At 38.3% G+C, this 15531-nt stretch carries 14 protein-coding genes and 1 pseudogene; 12 read left to right on the plus strand and 3 right to left on the minus strand.

From position 1 onward, the window contains the following. The first annotated feature begins 11 nt into the window (after window positions 1-11). Entirely contained in the window at window positions 12-629 is a 618-nt protein-coding gene (locus tag ACYH0L_RS08435) for a hypothetical protein (RefSeq protein WP_099725755.1), read from the plus strand. A gap of 67 nt (window positions 630-696) precedes the next feature. On the opposite strand, the gene ACYH0L_RS08440 is transcribed toward ACYH0L_RS08435, so the two are convergent. Continuing rightward, window positions 697-1455 carry an N-acetylmuramoyl-L-alanine amidase gene (locus ACYH0L_RS08440; protein WP_099725754.1) on the minus strand — a complete coding sequence of 253 codons (759 nt, stop codon included), beginning with the start codon at window positions 1453-1455 and terminating at the stop codon, window positions 697-699. A gap of 320 nt (window positions 1456-1775) precedes the next feature. Here ACYH0L_RS08440 and spoVK point away from each other — a divergent pair, with 320 nt between their 5' ends. From spoVK to glnA, 5 genes are all read left to right on the plus strand, one after another. Then, the gene (spoVK, locus tag ACYH0L_RS08445; protein ID WP_024424083.1) at window positions 1776-2735 is read left to right on the plus strand and encodes a stage V sporulation protein K; all 960 of its coding nucleotides are present in this window, start codon (window positions 1776-1778) and stop codon (window positions 2733-2735) included. A gap of 121 nt (window positions 2736-2856) precedes the next feature. Continuing rightward, complete coding sequence (hflX, locus tag ACYH0L_RS08450) at window positions 2857-4119, plus strand: GTPase HflX (RefSeq protein WP_327925249.1); 1263 nt, start codon at window positions 2857-2859, stop codon at window positions 4117-4119. A gap of 18 nt (window positions 4120-4137) precedes the next feature. Then, a complete protein-coding gene (locus ACYH0L_RS08455) occupies window positions 4138-5418 on the plus strand; it encodes a methionine gamma-lyase family protein (RefSeq protein WP_099725994.1) in 1281 nt (426 codons plus the stop codon). A 90-nt stretch (window positions 5419-5508) separates the two neighbouring features. Continuing rightward, the gene (locus ACYH0L_RS08460) at window positions 5509-5919 is read left to right on the plus strand and encodes a MerR family transcriptional regulator (RefSeq protein ID WP_099725752.1); all 411 of its coding nucleotides are present in this window, start codon (window positions 5509-5511) and stop codon (window positions 5917-5919) included. A 60-nt stretch (window positions 5920-5979) separates the two neighbouring features. After that, window positions 5980-7314 carry a type I glutamate--ammonia ligase gene (gene glnA, locus ACYH0L_RS08465; protein ID WP_099725751.1) on the plus strand — a complete coding sequence of 445 codons (1335 nt, stop codon included), beginning with the start codon at window positions 5980-5982 and terminating at the stop codon, window positions 7312-7314. A 350-nt stretch (window positions 7315-7664) separates the two neighbouring features. Here the strand turns inward: glnA and ACYH0L_RS08470 are convergent, their stop codons facing one another. After that, window positions 7665-8237 (minus strand): hypothetical protein, encoded by a 573-nt coding sequence (locus tag ACYH0L_RS08470; RefSeq protein WP_327925247.1) that lies wholly within the window; start codon window positions 8235-8237, stop codon window positions 7665-7667. Between the two features lie 389 nt (window positions 8238-8626). Then, a complete protein-coding gene (locus tag ACYH0L_RS08475; protein WP_257213593.1) occupies window positions 8627-8758 on the minus strand; it encodes a hypothetical protein in 132 nt (43 codons plus the stop codon). Between the two features lie 346 nt (window positions 8759-9104). Here ACYH0L_RS08475 and ACYH0L_RS08480 point away from each other — a divergent pair, with 346 nt between their 5' ends. From ACYH0L_RS08480 to ACYH0L_RS08505, 6 genes and pseudogenes are all read left to right on the plus strand, one after another. Next, the gene (locus ACYH0L_RS08480) at window positions 9105-10241 is read left to right on the plus strand and encodes a Rap family tetratricopeptide repeat protein (protein WP_230030194.1); all 1137 of its coding nucleotides are present in this window, start codon (window positions 9105-9107) and stop codon (window positions 10239-10241) included. Window positions 10242-10970: 729 nt separating this feature from the next. Further along, the gene (locus ACYH0L_RS08485) at window positions 10971-12737 is read left to right on the plus strand and encodes a T7SS effector LXG polymorphic toxin (protein ID WP_327925246.1); all 1767 of its coding nucleotides are present in this window, start codon (window positions 10971-10973) and stop codon (window positions 12735-12737) included. Between the two features lies 1 nt (window position 12738). Continuing rightward, a complete protein-coding gene (locus ACYH0L_RS08490; protein ID WP_327925245.1) occupies window positions 12739-13305 on the plus strand; it encodes an SMI1/KNR4 family protein in 567 nt (188 codons plus the stop codon). 483 nt (window positions 13306-13788) lie between these two features. Then, window positions 13789-13950, plus strand: coding sequence for a YolD-like family protein (locus ACYH0L_RS08495; RefSeq protein ID WP_419180185.1), 162 nt, complete (start codon window positions 13789-13791; stop codon window positions 13948-13950). Next, window positions 13904-15017, plus strand: a pseudogene (locus ACYH0L_RS08500) (DNA/RNA non-specific endonuclease); the annotation flags it as partial. The gene ACYH0L_RS08495 and the pseudogene ACYH0L_RS08500, both read left to right, overlap by 47 nt. Before the next feature lie 5 nt (window positions 15018-15022). Then, window positions 15023-15508 (plus strand): antitoxin YezG family protein, encoded by a 486-nt coding sequence (locus ACYH0L_RS08505; RefSeq protein WP_327925244.1) that lies wholly within the window; start codon window positions 15023-15025, stop codon window positions 15506-15508. The last annotated feature ends 23 nt before the right edge of the window (window positions 15509-15531 follow it).

A 15531-nucleotide genomic window follows, 5' to 3' on the forward strand; every position in this document is an offset into this window, starting at 1 on the left:
GGTTACTGAACATGGGAAAAATGGATGAAATCATTTTAGTCGCACCGCGCAAACGTGTTTTCCAAAACGAAACACTTGCGTTTAATGGGGTGAATAGTGAAGAGGAAACAATCAAAACGATCATGAAAGAAATCGAAGAGCACTTCGAGCAGATGCGAAGAGGGGATGCAGAAGAAAATCCTGACTTCAAACAGCCGATTCCTTATGTCGTCATTAAGCGTGAAGACGAAGTATATGTATATGAAAGACTTCAAGGCGGGGGAGAGACAAGATTACATCATAAGTTATCTCTTGGTTTTGGCGGTCATATGAATTTTATCGAAGGAAAAGACTTTGCTGAGATCCTAAAAGAAAATACGGATCGTGAGCTGGACGAGGAACTTTCGATTCAAGAAGAAGACAAACTTGAGATGAAAACCCTTGGATTAATCAATGATGATGACAACAGTGTCGGCCGTGTGCATATTGGGCTGTTATCAGCACTTGAATTATCACCTGGTGCTCATGTGGAAGTAAAAGAAATAGATCAAATCTCAGGAAAATGGATGAAAGCAGCAGACTTGAAAAAGCCTGAATACTTCGATCGTCTTGAAACGTGGTCTCAATTTGTCGTGAACATCTTAGCATAAATCAATAGACAACAAACCGGCTCTGCAGATGACTTGAGCCGGTTTGTTTCGTTATAACAGCTTCAGTTTATTGGAAAACGAATGCGTCGTGACCAGCCTGCTTCAATCTGACTACGAGGTCATCCGCATTTTGCTTTGAACGAAAAGCCCCAGCTTGTACCCGGAACATACCGCCTTCTAGTACGACTAATGCTTCGAATCCTTTGGATCTAAGTGTGGCAGCCAGCTTATCAGCATTGGCTTTCACCTTGAAAGCCCCTGCCTGCACTTTATAAAGATTACCTGCTTTTTTTTTCAACTGAAAGGCCTTCTCTAATCCATTGGCATGAGCGCGAGCAATGCCTTGAAGAAAGGAAGCATTGCGGAGCTTATTTGCATCAGCTGTCGTATCAATGAAACCGTTCTCTGTTAAAATAGCGGACATAGAAGTTTCCCGAAGAACGTGGAAGTTTGCAGTTTTCTTGCCGCGGTCGGCAAAATCAACCGAGCGGACAATTTCATCATGAAGGGCATTGCGATACGTGGTGGTCGGTGCTGAAACGCCAGGATACACAAAGCTTTCAAAACCAGTGCCCCCGCCAGCATTAATATGAATAGACACGAAATAGTCAGCTCCCCAGCTATTTGCCGCATTCGTACGCTGGGATAAAGTGACGGATTGGTCAATTGAACGACTTAAGCGGACGGAAACCCCATCATATTCACTAATCAAGATATCTCTTAGTAAAAGCGCAATTTGAAGTGTTATATTTTTCTCCAAAAGTCCATTCGCAGCAGCTCCAGAATCTGTTCCTCCGTGGCCAGGATCAATAAAAATTTTCACCATCTATTCATCACCTCGTCTTTATTTTATGAGGAAATGGAAGAATTGCCTGTACAAAATGCGGAAATCATTGAGACTCTTTTCTGCATCATTTGTGATCAAAAAGCTACATTTTTCTAAGAAAAAGCAAATTGTTGGTTTGTCCGCCCAAAATGGATGAATACAATAGAGATAGCACATCATTTCCTGGGAAACCGCAGAAATCCCTACAATAACAGGTATCTCGGGTCATTTTGACAGCAAACCTGGGCTTAAGCGGGCGATTGTCACGATTACAGCTCCACCCGAATAGAATAAAGAGAGAAGAGCGAGAGGTGAATACGTTGGAGCGAGCTGTCACATATAAAAACAACGGCCAAATCAATATTATACTTAACGGACAAAAGCAAGTATTGGTTGATGCAGATTCAGAGGCAGAATACCTAGAAGCCTTGCAGAAAAATGAGGCAAAACACAGCATCTTACGGGAAATAGAGCGTGAAATGAACAGCCTTGTCGGTATGGATGAAATGAAACGAAACATAAAAGAGATTTATGCCTGGATTTTTGTCAATCAAAAAAGACAGGAACAAGGATTAAAGGTAGGAAAACAAGCACTTCATATGATGTTCAAAGGGAATCCAGGCACAGGGAAAACAACGGTTGCGAGGCTTGTCGGAAAGCTATTCTTTGAAATGAATGTCCTCTCAAAGGGGCACTTAATTGAAGCTGAGCGCGGTGATCTCGTCGGAGAGTACATTGGGCATACTGCGCAGAAAACAAGGGATTTAATTAAAAAATCACTAGGCGGCATCTTGTTCATTGACGAAGCCTATTCTCTTGCCCGCGGAGGAGAAAAGGATTTTGGAAAAGAAGCGATTGATACCCTTGTTAAACATATGGAGGATAAACAGCACGAATTTATTCTCATCCTTGCTGGTTACTCTAAGGAAATGGATCATTTTCTGTCTTTAAATCCCGGCCTTCAATCAAGATTTCCAATCAATATCAGCTTTCCTGATTATACAGTCGATCAGCTTATGGATATTGCAAAACGAATGATGGCTGACAGGGAATATGTCTTTACCCAAGAAGCAGAATGGAAGCTGCGAGATTATTTGATGCACATTAAGAGTACCACAAGTCCTGCAAAATTCAGCAATGGCCGGTTTGTGCGAAACACCATTGAAAAAGCCATTCGAACCCAGGCGATGAGACTGCTTCTTGTTGATCATTACGATAAGAAAGATTTGCTGACCATTAAAAGTCACGACCTTCAAATGAAAGAGGATACGCCTTCTTGAAATGGCGTATCCTTTTTGTGAAGAGACGCTAAAATAAACCTTCCGAATAGTGGTATACGTGTGATGTGTTTGGTATGATGGTACTACTGAAAACTTAAGTACAGAAAGGAAACAACTGACGTTGAATGAACATGAAATGACTGAAAAAGCGATCCTTGTCGGCTGTCAATTGCCGCATGTAACGGATGAACGCTTTCAATACTCAATGGAAGAATTAGCTTCCTTAACCAAAACAGCTGGCGGTGAAGCTGTCAGCGTGATGACGCAGAAAAGAAATAGACAAGACAGCGCAACATACATCGGAAAAGGGAAAGTAGAAGAGCTTGAAGTACTTTGCGAGGAATTAACATGTGATGTTATTATTTTTAACGATGAGCTCTCTCCAAGCCAGTTAAAAGCGTTGGCGACTGCCTTAGATGTGAAAATTATTGATCGTACGCAATTGATTTTAGACATCTTTGCTAAAAGAGCCCGTACAAGAGAGGGGAAGCTGCAAATAGAGCTTGCCCAGCTTCAGTATGCCTTGCCGAGACTAAGTGGACAAGGGATCAGCCTCTCAAGACAAGGGGGCGGAATTGGCGCAAGAGGTCCAGGTGAAACAAAACTTGAAACAGATAGACGCCATATACGAAGCCGCATTCACGAAATTCACGGGCAGCTATCTGCAGTAAAAGAACACCGAACAAGATACCGAGAACGACGGAAGAAAAATGGTGTGTTTCAAATTGCCATTGTCGGGTATACGAATGCCGGAAAATCCACTTTGTTTAACCAGTTAACAGATGCTGATAGTCATGAAGAAGATTTGCTGTTTGCGACACTTGATCCAATGACACGTAAGATGACATTAGAATCTGGCTACAGTGTGCTGATTTCAGATACAGTTGGTTTTATTCAAGACCTTCCAACAACACTCATTGCCGCATTTCGCTCCACACTCGAAGAAGTGAAGGAAGCAGATTATTTGCTTCATGTGATCGATTCATCTAATGAGGATTACGAAGGACACGAACGGACGGTTCATGAGCTTTTAGAGGAATTAGAAGCAGACCGTATTCCTATGCTGACCGTCTATAACAAAGAAGATCAAATCAGACCGGATTTTATCCCATCTTCAAAGCAGCGACATATTTTAATCAGTGCTAGACGCGAGGAAGATGTGAAGCGGTTGAAAGCGGATATTATGGCTGAGCTGAAAAAAAACTTTTTAAAGCCATATCACGTGAAGATTCCAGCGTATGAAGGGAAGCTCATATCCGCATTAAAGTCAGAAACCCTCGTGGAATCACTAGAATTTCAAAAAGAAGCAGAGCTTTATGACATCACCGGATTTAGTGGTGAGGAGCAGACCATATTAGGTCAAATCAAGAAGTATATGTTGTAGGAAAGGAACTAAATGAAGATGTTTCACACTTTAAAACATGGCACCATTTTAGAAAAAGTAGCAGCAGAAACAGAACAAGAGATTTTACACATGCATCAGCAAATTGATCAAACGAGCGAACAAAATGAGTGGCGGGTGCTTGAAAGCTACCGAAAGCATAAAGTCAGTGACTCTCACTTTAATCCGACAACTGGATATGGCTATGATGATATGGGGAGAGACACATTGGAAAAGATCTATGCGGATGTATTCGGAGGAGAAAGCGGCCTTGTGCGCCCGCAAATTATTTCCGGAACACATGCGATTTCCATTGCCTTATTCGGTGTGCTAAGACCTGGCGATGAATTGATCTACATGACAGGGAAGCCATATGACACCCTAGAAGAAATTGTCGGGATTCGCGGGAAAGAAGGGACAGGCTCGTTAAAAGACTTCAAGATTGACTACAAAGCCATTGATTTGCGCCAAGATGGATCAGTTGATTACGACAAAGTAAAAGAGTCTATTTCCTCTAAAACAAAAGTCATCGGCATCCAGCGTTCAAAAGGCTATGCTTCAAGACCATCCTTTACAATTGAAGAAATCGGACAAATGATTTCATTTGTGAAAGAGATCAATGAGGAAATCATTGTGTTTGTTGACAACTGTTATGGTGAATTTACTGAATTACAAGAGCCGTGTCATGTGGGAGCGGATCTTATGGCTGGTTCTCTCATTAAAAATCCAGGCGGCGGTCTTGCCAAAACAGGCGGTTACATCGTCGGAAAAGAGAAATGGGTAGAAGCTTGTTCTTATCGAATGACATCTCCAGGCATCGGCAGTGAAGCGGGTGCATCGCTGTATGCGCTCCAGGAAATGTATCAAGGATTTTTCTTAGCACCGCATGTCGTTGCGCAGAGCTTAAAGGGTGCAGTGTTTACGGCTCGTTTTCTTGAAAAGATTGGGTTCCAAACAAACCCTGCGTGGAATGCGAAAAGAACGGACTTGATTCAATCTGTAGAATTTGGAGATCCTAAAAAAATGATTGCGTTCTGCCAGGCCATTCAATATGCATCTCCGATCAACAGTCACGTCACACCGCATGCAAGCTATATGCCGGGCTATGAGGATGATGTCATTATGGCAGCTGGCACTTTTGTGCAAGGAGCTAGTATCGAATTATCAGCCGATGGTCCGATCAGGCCTCCTTATACTGCCTACGTTCAAGGCGGCCTCACGTATGCCCATGTGAAAAATGCGATTTGCAGTGCTGTAGATGCCTTATTGGAACAAGGTTTTATCGAAGTGCCTGCTCAATAAAAAATCCATGTTAATATTCCTAACATTTCGTTGACACATAATATAACATGACATATAATAAATTTAAGCAAAGAGGAGGAGACAGTTGAGATGAGTGATAACATTCGCCGCTCAATGCCTTTATTCCCAATTGGGATTGTCATGCAGCTAACAGAATTATCTGCAAGACAAATTCGCTATTACGAGGAAAATGGTTTAATATTTCCAGCAAGAAGTGATGGGAATCGCCGATTATTTTCTTTCCATGATGTTGATAAATTACTAGAAATTAAAAACCTCATCGAACAAGGTGTAAACATGGCAGGAATCAAAAAGCTTTTTGCCAAAGCTGAGTCGGAGAATCCTGCGTCTGAAACAAAGACTGAGGAGAAAACCACAGCGAAGCACAACTTGACAGATGATGAACTCAGGAAGCTACTGAAGAAGGAACTCATTCAGGCTGGACGTTTCCAACAAGGAACGACCTTTAGGCAGGGGGATATGTCAAGGTTTTTCCGTTAACAGATTAGCAAAAGCATTGCTATAAACATTTTACCTTTTGTAGGGGAGGAGTTTTACGAAATGGCAAAGTACACAAGAGAAGATATCGTAAAATTAGTAAGTGAGGAAAACGTAAAGTACATCCGTCTGCAATTTACAGACATTCTCGGAACGATTAAAAATGTTGAGATTCCTGTGAGCCAGTTAGAAAAAGCTCTCGATAACAAATGTATGTTTGACGGTTCATCTATTGAAGGTTTTGTACGTATTGAGGAATCAGATATGTATCTATACCCAGATCTCAACACATTTGTTATTTTCCCTTGGACAGCAGAAAAAGGTAAAGTTGCACGCTTTATTTGTGACATTTATAAGCCAGACGGGACGCCATTTGATGGAGACCCTCGTAACAACTTAAAGCGTGTCTTGAAGGAAATGGAAGAACTAGGATTTAGTGATTTCAACCTTGGACCTGAGCCAGAATTCTTCTTATTTAAACTAGATGAAAAAGGCGAGCCAACGCTTGAATTAAACGATAAAGGTGGATACTTTGACCTTGCACCAACAGATCTAGGCGAAAACTGCCGCCGTGATATCGTACTAGAGCTTGAAGAAATGGGCTTTGAAATTGAAGCATCTCACCACGAAGTAGCACCTGGGCAGCATGAAATTGATTTCAAATATGCAGGCGCGATTCGTTCTTGTGATGACATTCAAACGTTCAAACTCGTTGTCAAAACGATTGCGAGAAAGCACGGTCTTCATGCGACATTTATGCCAAAACCATTGTTCGGTGTAAACGGATCTGGTATGCACTGTAACCTATCATTATTCAAAAATGGCAAAAACGCATTCTTTGATGAAAAAGCAGATTTACAATTAAGCGAGACGGCTAGACACTTTATCGCAGGTATCGTAAAGCATGCAACAAGCTTTACAGCGGTCACAAACCCTACGGTGAATTCTTACAAGCGTCTTGTACCCGGTTATGAAGCACCTTGCTACGTGGCATGGAGTGCACAAAACCGCAGCCCATTGATCCGTATCCCTGCATCACGCGGCATCAGCACACGTGTAGAAGTGCGCAGCGTAGACCCATCTGCAAACCCATACCTTGCACTAAGCGTATTACTTGCAGCAGGTCTAGACGGAATCAAAAACAAACTAGACGCACCAGCGCCAATCGACAGAAACATCTATGTCATGGACAAAGAAGAGCGTCTTGAAAACGGCATCTCTGACCTGCCTGCAACACTTGCAGAAGCGCTTGAACTGCTGAAATCAAACGAAGTCATGATCAACGCACTAGGCGATCACCTATTCGAACACTTCATCGAATCAAAAGAAATCGAATGGGATATGTTTAGAACACAAGTTCACCCATGGGAACGCGATCAGTATATGTCTCAGTATTAATCGGGAAATCCCTTGGAGCCATTGGCTTCAGGGGGTTTTTGTTTTTGTGGGTGTTTTAGATAAAACATTCATCACCCGCAAAAAATCTAGAGAATTATACATCAAGCAATGATCAAAGCAGGTTCTTTCTTTAAGGTTCCTGCTGTTCACAAAATCAATTATGACGGCTAACAATCAGGTGCGGCTTAGGTCAAATAAAAGGAGACTGTAACCATGCGTATTTAATAATCAAAAGCCGATCCGCTTTAAGCAATAAGGCAAAAGTCAGGCTAGAAACCTATTAAAATAAAATATATGCGAATGTCTATAAGTGTTAGAAAAAGCATTAAAATGAGTAACCCCCCTGTCTTTTATTGGATAGGGGGTTCTTCTTCTATGTCCTGATTTTTTTGATCAAGTGCCGAGGAAATAATATCAAGACCAATATATAAAAAACTAACAAAAAAAGATAAAATCAATACACCGTTGCCCCAAATAGAAACTTCAACTATATTCAAGTTGAGTACATATTTAATCGAGAAATAAATAAGGGCCCATGAAGCAAAAAATTCTAAAATATAGGTGGCCCATTTAGGTACCTTTAACAAAAAAGTGATTCCTTTTCCTATGATTAACACTATGAATGACCAAAAAATCACAATGATACTAACCAGCAATGAGAAAGTCATCAAAGAAAAAAACGAATCATAAGTTATGTATTCTCCAAAAAGAAAGTTTACTCCTAATGAGACTAAATAAAGCAAGGCGCTCGGAATTGCGATAACGAAACTTAGGGAAAATAATATTAGTAAAATAAGAAGTGAGGCAACAGTGGTGCCAGGGGCTTCATCTACAATGTTTTTCTTTCTTAAAATAGTATAGAGTATGATCGATACTAAAAGGAGCACTAAAAAAGTCAGTGAAATAACATAAGAAAAAGACATGAATACCCTCCATAAAAAAGCGCTATTAGAAAACTAATAGCACTTTTATTTATTCAAAGAAGATTAATGATGAACTTTACCAAAGTCTTAGCAACATCTCTAGGCACGCCCAATTTGATAAAAGCAATTTGTGAACTGTTTTTCCGTCCACTTTTCCCCATTATTTTTGCAATTTTAACTGAATTCTTTCTAATCCAAGCAGCAGCCTTTGGTTTAAAGGGTTTCAACGCTTTCGACAGCACCCAACCACCAGAACGTAAAGTACCGAGGAAAAGTTTGACACCACCCCTTGAGTAGAAACATCCCCGTTTGTGGCAGTTTGAGTGGCTCAAGCCCTGGACTGAACAGGACTGATATTATTATTTGTAGCTGCTTCTTGTAAAGAGGTTTTATACACTTTCGTATGTACTGGTGGTGTTGATTTTAGCTGGTTCTGCTGCAAAAGCAGTAGTCGTACCAAAACCAGAAGTTAATAAAGTTGCACTGAGTAGTACAGGAACAAATTTTTTTCTGAATGTCATGTTAAATTCGCCTCCGAAAAATTTAATGAAGAGGCTGTTTATATTGTTAGAAAAGTCTTGTTGTTTATGCCTCAATTATAAAATAATGTATCAAAAAAAACAGTGAAATTCTCCCTATTCTCTTTATATTACTGGTATTAAAATCACTTCACTTTATATTACAAAGATTGTTACAAAATCCATATTAAGCGTTAATGGTGACTTTGAACTGTATTTTATTATAATATGAGATAGATTCATGTATTCATTTCAATGTATTTTGGTTTAATAGAATAATTGCGGTTTCTTTTCGGTGTGGAATTATTCTGAAAATGATAATATATGTCATTATAGAGAATGGAAGGGGATGCCGGGATTGGAAAAAATTCTTTCTTCTCAAGTTGGTATCAAGATAAATGAATGGTATAGATTTATAAGAACATTCAGTGTGCCAGATGCAGAGTATTTAAAGGAACAGGTAGAAAGAGAAATAGAGAATATGGAAGAGGATCAAGATTTACTACTTTACTATCAATTGATGGAATTTAGGCATCGACTTATGCTTGAGAGCCTTGAGCCTATTGAAATGAATCAACAACGCCCCACTTTACCCAACTTACTCAAAGAAATCGAGCACAAACAATCCCACGTCAAAGGGACGCTTGACTACTATTCAAACTTCTTTAGAGGTATGCACGAATTCCACAACAAAAATTATGTTGCTGCTATTAATTTTTACAAGGTGGCAGAAGAACATTTGAAGAATGTACCTGATGATATCGAGAGAGCAGAATTCCATTATAAACTAGCTGACGCTTATTATCGCATTGATCAACATTTTGTTTCATTGAACCACTTGGAAAAAGCAAAAGAAATGTATTCAACGAGTGAATTTTACAAAGCAAAAGTAGTAGGTTGTAATATTAAATTTGGAGCGAATATGTACGACTTATATCGTTTAGACGAAGCAGAATCTTATTATAGAGAAGCTTTAAGTCTAGTTCAAGAGCTTAATGAAAAGAAAGCGCGCAGGATCGTTGGTGTTATACACCATAATATAGGACTAGTCAAAAAAAGAGCAGGGAAAATTGAAAATGCAGAAGATGAATTCCAAAAATCAATTCAAATCAAAGAACACGCCGAAACCATTTCGGGAATCAAAACCCTCTACATGTTATCATGGTTATTCTACGAAAAAGGTAAAACAGATAAAGGAAATCAATACTTTACCGATGGTATAAGCAGAGCAAATATTGCAGACGATCAAGAATATATCTCTAAATTAAAAATCATTTATGCGCTCTATGAAGAATATAATGAATTGGAGGTAAATGAAAGCCTTGTTTATTTAGAAGATAAAAATTTATGGCAAGATGTAGCAGAATTATCAGAAAAGCTTGCGGATTATAATTATCAAAAAGGGAATTTTGAAATGAACAGAGAATATTTAAAAAGGACCATCAAAGCTCAACAACAAATATTGAAGATGACGGAGGCGTTATGATGAAAAAGTTATTTCTAAGTTTAACAATTTTTTCTGTGTTATTCGCTGCCGGTTGGTCGCTTGATAAAATCATTACTTCTAAAACTTATCATGTTACAGAAAAGGCTATTACAATATAAAAAAGCCCCGCAAAGGGCTTTTTTATTTGAATATCTTTTTCATTAACTTCTCGGATGCTTTACCGGCAGCACGTCGCATAACACGTTTCCCGATAGTACCCATTTGAACGGCGTTAACGTCACCTGGGATTTTTGATGTTTTATAAAGGAATCATCTAATTTTTGATCAATAGCTTTATCCAATAATTGTCTATCTATATCAAAATTTATTTCTAGCGTCACGCACGTACTCCCTTACTTTTATTATAGGAATAATCCTTCAATCATTTATTTGAAGCTAGTGGGCGCACCCACTAATCGTCCACGAAACACCCACAATGTCATTTATGAAAACATAAAATCTTTACAATGTTCGTGATCGAAAATAATATCCAAAGAAAATGCAGGTCATAATCCGCACCGAAGTTCACCCATCGAAACGCGATCAGTATATGTCTCAGTATTAATAAAGAAAACCCTCATTGCCAAGGCGATGGGGGATTTGTCTTTTACACTGAGCAAGTTTTAATGAGTAAATTAATTGGTTAAAAAACGATAAAGTGGATTAAAGTGTAAGACTCTTTATGGTATTCTAGTAAAAGAATATGCCATTAAAGGAGTCTTTTTTTATATGAAAATATTAGATGCTCCCTCGCTAATATCAGCTATAGAACAAAGGTCAAAAGCCTATCATGAACTTCAAGAAGAAATGAAACATGTGAAAAAAGCATTAAAAAGTGTGTCGGGATTAGGTGATGAATTTACTGGAAAAGGTGCAGATAACATCAAAGCTTTTTATAATGACCTTGCACTATACACGGACACTTATCTTGATTTTATCGATATGCAAAAGGCTTTTTTAGATGGAGTGAAAGGAAAGCTTGATGATGAATCATTAGGCGGAAGCACATTTATTGATGAGCACTTCTTAGAAGCTCAATTGAAGCAAGGTATTCAGAACAATAAAGATATGATCAAGGAACAAAAAGAAGCCTTATCAACTATTTTTGATGATATCAGTGATTTAATTGAATTGCAGACGTTTTCCAGCAAAGAGATAGATGATCATTTAGACGATGCGAACAAAAAAAGAAAAGAGACAATTGATGCTTTACATAAAATAGACAATGATTTGAAAACGGAATACGCAAAGACAGAAGCAATTGAGAATCACCTCAAAACTTTTTATACAAAAATGATGGCTGCAACAGGAAAAGGAAAGAACGCTCAGCCAATGTATTATGATGCAAAAGCATTTCATGAGACAGATGTGTACAAAAACCATGAGAAAATTGATGCTCAAGTGAAAGCATATTTAAAGGTGAAAAAAGAAGAAAAAGAGAAACGAAGAATCAAAGAGCTGAAAGAAAAGCTCAATGATCCTTCGTGTATATCAGAAGAGAAATACTTTGAGATTGTAGATGAGATAGGATATGAAAATCTCTCATATGATCAAAAAATGTATTACAGCCAGCTCCTCCAAATCAAAGCACAAGAAGAAGCATCAGAGGTATTCGTTGATAGTGTAAAAGGTGCTGCAGTTGGTCTATATGATGTGGCCAAAGATACAGTAGTTGGAATCTACGATCTTGTGACAGACCCTGGGGGTGCCGTTGAATCAGTCGTAACAGCTGTTTCCCATCCAATTGAAACGTCGAAAGCGATTGGAAAAGCGATTTCAGACTCCTATGAAAGAGATATGGTAAACGGTGACTCTTATTCTAGAGCACATTGGGTTAGCTACGCAACAGGTACCATAGCCACTTCTATATTTGGAACGAAAGGTTTAGGATCTGTTTCTAAAACTGGCGTAGCAACAACGAAAACAGCTGTTGTAAGTGGTGTGAATAAAACTAAGCATCTCGCTAATAACATTACCATCTACGACTTGCTACCTTATTCACCAAAGCATCAACTAGCAGGAATTTCAAATGTTCCTTATAATGTAGTAGACGGAGCTTCGTTAAAAGAACGTTTAGCAATGCTGGCTGAAGGAATAAAAAACCCAAGAACTCGTCTTCCAAGATCGAATGGAAGATGGGAAGGTGTGCCAGGTAACGGAAAATGGTATTCAGATAACCCAAAAGTAAAGGCCGTTACTGGAGGAAAACCAGTTGAATTTATAGATAATCGCCCAAATTTCACTCCTTGGGAAAAAGGGCGACTTCATTTCAAAGAGGGGAAATTGACTGGTAAGAAATCTGATTTTAGTTTGGTTTATAAAAAACTAAAAAAACAGTATGGGTTTAAATCTCAACATGAGGCGAAAGAATGGCTTGCAAAAGTGAAGCTAACTCCTCATCATTTAGATAATAAAACAATGCAACTTGTTCTGACTGACTTACATAAAAATGTGCCACATATTGGCGCTGCATCAGACTTAAGAGGAGGCTATTAAAATGAGTTTTAAACGGATTAAAGACAAACTTGATCAGTACACTATCGATATTAGATCAACCAAAACAAATAACTCATTAAACGAAATAAATAAAATAGAAGAAGAAAACGGATATTATATTTCTTCTGATTATAAGAGTTTTATAAGCGAATATGGAGAATGTTGGATTGAAGATAACGTATACACCGATTTAAGAGAGAAACCGGTGTGGTTAGGTGGTGAATCAGTGCCGGTCGAATTGTTTTATGGATTAGAGCAGAATGATTATGATATCCGAGAAGCTATAAAAACATATAAAGAACAATTACCAGAACACATAATTCCTATCGCAGATGCAGACGGAGGAGACCAAATTTGTTTAGATGTTAGTGAAATAAATCAAGGGAAAATTTATTTTTGGGATCATGAACTAAGAGATGGCGAAAAAGATCTATTCCTAATTGCGGAGACGTTTACTGAATTTATTGAAGGCTTATATGTTGTTGAAGAAGATGATGATAGTGATATAGAAGATATTGATATCCAACTTAGTGACGATCTGTTAAAAATGTTAAAGGAAAGAAATTAAAAGTTAGACAAACTATCTATGAATGACTTTTAACTTTAAGTTTAAAGGGTGCTAAAAAGCATCCTTTTCTATTATTAAAAAACACCCAAATAAGGGGTGTCTTAATTTGAATTAGCTTTAGAACTTAAAGCATCATCATAGTCAGTTAGATTATAAAAAGGATTATTTTTTAATTTTGTATACTTAACAGATTTAAGAATTGCTCAAAGAGTATTCAGCAAGTCTCTTAAGCGCAGCACGAATATCTTGTTCATTGATATCATTAAAATCAAAGTATTCGCATTCACCAAATCTTGCTTTATAAAGACACACTTTGCCTAAGTTCGATGTAAGTGAAATTGTTAACCTCCTAATTTTTATACATAAATTGCCAAAAGGATTTAATTAGTATACCAGAATTTACATCGAACAAAAGTTCTTGAAACCCATTGGTAAAGAACGTTTGTTCTGTTACTATTTAACCATTCAAGAAGGAGTGATTAAATGCTTAGAGACAGAGGTGCGATTAAATGGACAGCTATGATGTTGCCTGAGCATGTAGCACGACTTAAACACGATTTAGCAGAAACGAAGAAAACAGATAAACCAATTATAGATGAACAACAAAATGTATTACAGCCAGCTTCTCCAGATCAAAGCGCATGAAGAAGCATCAGAGGTTTTCATTGATAGTGTAAAAGGTGCTGCAGTGGGTCTATATGATGTGGCCAAAGATACAGTAGTTGGCATCTACGATCTTGTAACAGACCCTGGGGGTGCCGTTGAATCAGTCGTAACAGCTGTTTCCCATCCAATTGAAACGTCGAAAGCGATCGGAAAATCAATTTCAGACTCATTCCAAAAAGAAGTCATAGATGGTGATGCGTATTCTCGGTCACACTGGTTCGCCTATGCGACTGGTTCTCTAGCGGAAATCGTATTTGGCTCTAAAGGGGCAGGAGCCATTACAAAAACGGGGACAACAGCGGCCAAAACTACAGTGAAGAAAGGCCTTGAACAAGGAGCAAAATCAATAGACAGAGTCTCCATTCCGAATCTATTGCCATACTCACCAAAGTTTCAAATAGCTGGTGGGGGGAAACTGCCGTATAACGTTTTTGACGGAGAAAATCTCAAAAATAAACTCCTCTCCATGGCAAAGCGTCTAGACAACAATTCAGGCTATGGAATCTCTCAGACAGGCAGACGATTACCAGCACCTAAATCACCACCAACCGTTGTCAGTTACGGAGTTCACTATGTGAGATGGAAACGTAAAAAAGTATTAAAACCGAATATTGTCTATTCAACCCAAACAAGGCTACACCTACACAACAGATCACTACGGACGGATTGTCAAAGTCGAAGCAAGTGATTTAAAATACGGAGAGGTCAAAAGAAACCAATATGCTCAATCCAATTCAGGCAAGCCGGACCGATTATCAAAAGATGACGGAGGTCATTTGATCGCATCTATTTTCAAAGGGTCTGGGGATATTGATAATCTTGTGCCGATGAATTCACAGATCAATCGTAGTGGCGGGAAATGGTATCAATTGGAACAAGAGTGGTTGGCAGCCTTGAGGAAAGATCCACCTGAGACAGTGTCAGTTTCCATAGAAAGCATTAGATATGAAGGAGATTCTATGCGACCAACTTTATTTAAAATTAAGTATAAAATTGGAGATCGGAGAGTTAAAAAGGTATCGATTGAAAATAAGTTAGGAGGTTAATTCAAATGGAAATGGAACCATCGAATGAAGTTTATCAAGAAATTTTGAATACAATAAATGAAATAATACCTGTTGATTGGGAGAATGTTTTGCTATATGCGGAAATTCTGGATGACTCTCGTGAAGTTTATTTTTTCTTTAATACAAACAAACAACAAGAATATATTTATTCTCATGATATTCCTGATATATTTGAGGTCAGTGAAAATATATATGATGACTTATTAATTAATTTACAGAATTCTTTTAAGAAACTCAGAGATGAATTTAAAATTAACGAGCAAAAAGCTTGGACAAATTTAACGCTAAAAATCAAGAATAGGAATCAATTTGCCATTGATTTTAATTATGATGATGTATTGAACTCTCATTACAATACCTATCAACGAATGGCTATTTGGGAATATGAAAATTTGGGAATTCTCCCTGAAAATGAGGAAGATAGAGAAGTTGTGTTGGAGTTTATTAAAAACAAAGAAGAAAACAACTAACACATTGCCCTCCTATAATTTGG

The sequence above is a fragment of the Bacillus sp. MC1252 genome, assembly GCF_056838025.1.

Excerpts from the sequence above, each read along its gene's own strand:
- ACYH0L_RS08495 (WP_419180185.1), top strand. The coding sequence starts at position 13,789 with ATGCTTAGAGACAGAGGTGCGATTAAATGGACAGCTATGATGTTGCCT.
- glnA (WP_099725751.1), top strand. The coding sequence starts at position 5,980 with ATGGCAAAGTACACAAGAGAAGATATCGTAAAATTAGTAAGTGAGGAA.
- ACYH0L_RS08440 (WP_099725754.1), bottom strand. The coding sequence starts at position 1,455 with ATGGTGAAAATTTTTATTGATCCTGGCCACGGAGGAACAGATTCTGGA.
- ACYH0L_RS08460 (WP_099725752.1), top strand. The coding sequence starts at position 5,509 with ATGAGTGATAACATTCGCCGCTCAATGCCTTTATTCCCAATTGGGATT.
- ACYH0L_RS08435 (WP_099725755.1), top strand. The coding sequence starts at position 12 with ATGGGAAAAATGGATGAAATCATTTTAGTCGCACCGCGCAAACGTGTT.
- ACYH0L_RS08475 (WP_257213593.1), bottom strand. The coding sequence starts at position 8,758 with ATGACATTCAGAAAAAAATTTGTTCCTGTACTACTCAGTGCAACTTTA.
- ACYH0L_RS08470 (WP_327925247.1), bottom strand. The coding sequence starts at position 8,237 with ATGTCTTTTTCTTATGTTATTTCACTGACTTTTTTAGTGCTCCTTTTA.
- ACYH0L_RS08490 (WP_327925245.1), top strand. The coding sequence starts at position 12,739 with ATGAGTTTTAAACGGATTAAAGACAAACTTGATCAGTACACTATCGAT.
- ACYH0L_RS08485 (WP_327925246.1), top strand. The coding sequence starts at position 10,971 with ATGAAAATATTAGATGCTCCCTCGCTAATATCAGCTATAGAACAAAGG.
- ACYH0L_RS08455 (WP_099725994.1), top strand. The coding sequence starts at position 4,138 with ATGTTTCACACTTTAAAACATGGCACCATTTTAGAAAAAGTAGCAGCA.
- ACYH0L_RS08505 (WP_327925244.1), top strand. The coding sequence starts at position 15,023 with ATGGAAATGGAACCATCGAATGAAGTTTATCAAGAAATTTTGAATACA.
- ACYH0L_RS08480 (WP_230030194.1), top strand. The coding sequence starts at position 9,105 with ATGCCGGGATTGGAAAAAATTCTTTCTTCTCAAGTTGGTATCAAGATA.